The following is a 2976-nucleotide window of genomic DNA, read 5'->3' as shown; positions in this document are numbered from 1 at the left end:
TTTGGGAAACAGACAAGCCTAGCCTTGACAGCCCTAGCCTTAACTGCTGGCATCGTCTCTAATGTCCAGGCTCAGTCATTGCCCTCTGACTTCAAATTGCCCCAACAGTCACGTGGCTTCTTTGTTGATAGTACCAATAGCAGTCAACGGTTCTTTGAGGAAGGAATGTCTATGGGTGAAACAGAAATTAAAAATCTGCTCAACAACAAGCTTTCCTCAGCAGATTCTATCCTTGAAATTAGTGATGAAGTTGTCAATCGAGAAGACATCTTGGAACTAGAAAATCATCAACAATTGCTCGATGATGGTGATAGCTGATAGCTGTTGGCGTGAGTGCGTAGGGTGCTTCGCGGTGAAATGTAACGCACCATCTATAGCTAGAAAGCGATCGCACTATTTGATTTTTCCTTGGCTATATCGATAGCAATTCGTTAAAATTTCATAGATTCATAAAACAGAGGTCGCTTCAGAGATGAACCTTGCTGAATATCTGACCAATCCCAACGTCCTTCAAAGACTACTCCAGTTACTACTAGGACTACTTATCTGTATTCTCGGACTTTTGAACAATCGCTTTGAGCAGCCAAAAACTCTCTTTCGCAAAATTATAGTAATTGCTGTATGCGTAATAGTTTATGTATTCTTAGCTCATCAAGCAGAAAATTTAGTTTCTCAAAAATCAGCAGAACAGGATACCCAGTGGTTCCAAGAAGTCTACTGGATTTTAGGTATTGGTTACCTCTTCGTCTTACCTACAATTTGGTATTTGCTGACAACTAGGCCAGGAAAGCAAACTCAAATCTCTAGACAGATTCCACAGGCAAAGTTACAGCGATGGCGCAGGGATTTGCTCGGAGCAATGGCAGCTGAAGTTAACATGCGCCTTGATGACTCCCTGCACAATCACCACTTGATTCAGTTGGTAATGGCAGACAAGAGAGAGCAAGTGGGTCGTCGAGAAAAAATTACTGTGAATCCTAGCAATTCTCCTCCATGGTGGAAACAGTTGCTCAAGTTTCGTCGAGTAACTACAGACTCTGAACCAGGTCAAAAGGTTATTGAGGTATTTAACCAAGAAGATATTGCCGGGAAACTGTTGATTCTCGGTGCCCCCGGTTCTGGAAAAACCACCATGCTGTTGGATTTGGCCAAGGATTTAATTACACGTGCCCAGCAGCAGGAAAACCAACCAATTCCAATTATTGCTGAACTTTCTGATTGGAAAGATAATAAGCAGCCAATTGCTGAATGGTTGGTGGCTAATTTAAATTTTCGTTATAATCTCCGCAAAGAGATTACTCAGGAGTGGATTACCACCGGTAAGTTGTTACCTCTTCTGGATGGTTTGGATGAGTTGGGTTTAGAGCGGCAAAGGTTATGTGTTCAGCAATTAAATCAGTTTGTCAAAGATGTTCCTCAAATTGTGGTCTGCTGTCGCGAAGAAGAATACAAAGCTAGTGAGCAAATTCTGGAGATGCGGGGAGCAGTCTGTCTGCAACCTTTGAGCGATCAGCAGATTGAAGCTTATTTAAAGGGGTTAAACTGTCAGCAACTCTGGCCAGGAATTCAGCAAGATTCAGAGGGATTGCTAGAGTTAGCCAGAATGCCCTTGCTATTGCACTTGATTCCCGTTGCTTATCCCGATGGGTTGAAGCCAGTAGAGAGAGAGCTTAAGGATCCTAAAGCAAAGGAAGACTATCAGAACCAATGCCGTCAAAAGTTATTTCAGGATTACATTGACCGTAAACTAAAGGAATCCCATAACCGTCGAGGTTATTCAGAAGAGGAAACAAGGCGCTGGTTAGGCTGGCTTGCTAAAGGATTGAAGGAGGAAAAACAAACGGAGTTTTGGATTGAAAAAATGCAGCCTGATATGTTGAATAAATCCCGAAAAAAGGGTTTGTATCAGCTGAGTCTTGGGCTGGTTTATGGGCTGATTTTTTCAATGATTTTTGATCTGAGTCTTGGGCTATTTTATGGGGTAATTTATGGGCGATTTTTTAATAAAGTAGATCTTTCTAAAACTATTACACTTTCATGGAAAGACAGAAAAAAAATAATTGAAGAGCTGATTTATGGGCTGATTTATGGGCTGAGTGTTGGGCTAATTTATGGGCTGAGTGTTGGGTTGAGTGTTGGGCTGATTAGAGGGCTAATTATAGGGCTGCTTTATGGGCTGATTAGAGGTCTGAGTGGAGAAGAAGTAAAAACCAGAAATAAACCCAATCAGAGGATTAAAGAATCCGCTAAAAATACCGTTATTCTTAGTATAATTAGTTTCCCTGGAACTTTCTTGTTGTTTGTATTACCTGATCTAGTATCAGGAGAGAATGTTAAACTACTCAGCATGTTAATTGGTGCTTCTGGGATGGCAATGTTAATTGGCTTTTCATATGCTGGCAGACCTGTCATTCAGCATTTCGTCCTCCGCCTCATTCTCTGGCGCAGTGGTTCAATCCCCTGGGATTACGCCCATTTCCTGAGCTATGCCACAGAACGCCGCTTGATCAAGCAAGTCGGTGGACGCTATCGATTCATCCACGATTTGCTGCGAGAGCACTTTGCCACAACCTAGTGTTGAGAGTGTGGAACCATGTCACCTTTGTAATTATAGCAGTCGCCAGCGATGCAGCGCGGTCTTGGGGGTTTCCCCCATGAGCGACTGCATCAAGACAGAGCAGTTAGGACATGACAAAAGTCCAAACCTAAGTAAGCGCAAGAGTTTGACTTCTGACTTCTGCTATAAGTACATCGATCGCCCCGATCTCACCACACTTACCACACTTCCCACACTCCCTATTCTTATTGATCCATCGGCAGACTTTTATGGAATCCCCCCAAGTGCGATCGCACTTTTAGGATGCTTCGCGGTGAAATGTAACGGACCATCTATATCTAGAAAGCGATCGCACTCCCCCCACTTACTACACTTGGCTCACTGCACTGTTTTATCAAACTGCCTAGACTATTTAATTT

The 2976-nt window shown here is 42.9% G+C and carries 3 protein-coding genes; all 3 read left to right on the top strand.

Going from position 1 to position 2976, the window contains the following annotated elements; all coding sequences use genetic code 11:
* On the top strand, positions 1 to 318 hold a 318-nt coding region (locus F6K37_RS36610; protein ID WP_502887808.1), incomplete at its 5' end, for a hypothetical protein.
* 154 nt (positions 319 to 472) lie between these two features.
* On the top strand, positions 473 to 2575 hold the full coding sequence (locus F6K37_RS36605; RefSeq protein ID WP_287255888.1) for an NACHT domain-containing protein: 2103 nt from the start codon (positions 473 to 475) through the stop codon (positions 2573 to 2575).
* A 79-nt stretch (positions 2576 to 2654) separates the two neighbouring features.
* The coding region (locus F6K37_RS36600) for a hypothetical protein (RefSeq protein ID WP_287255887.1) at positions 2655 to 2976 on the top strand (322 nt) is incomplete at its 3' end.

It is taken from the genome of Moorena sp. SIO4E2 (assembly GCF_010671945.1).
In the GTDB taxonomy this organism is placed as follows: Bacteria; Cyanobacteriota; Cyanobacteriia; order Cyanobacteriales; family Coleofasciculaceae; genus Moorena; species Moorena producens.
The sequence above is the reverse complement of the archived record's forward strand: the minus strand, read 5'-3'. Positions and strand labels throughout refer to the sequence as shown.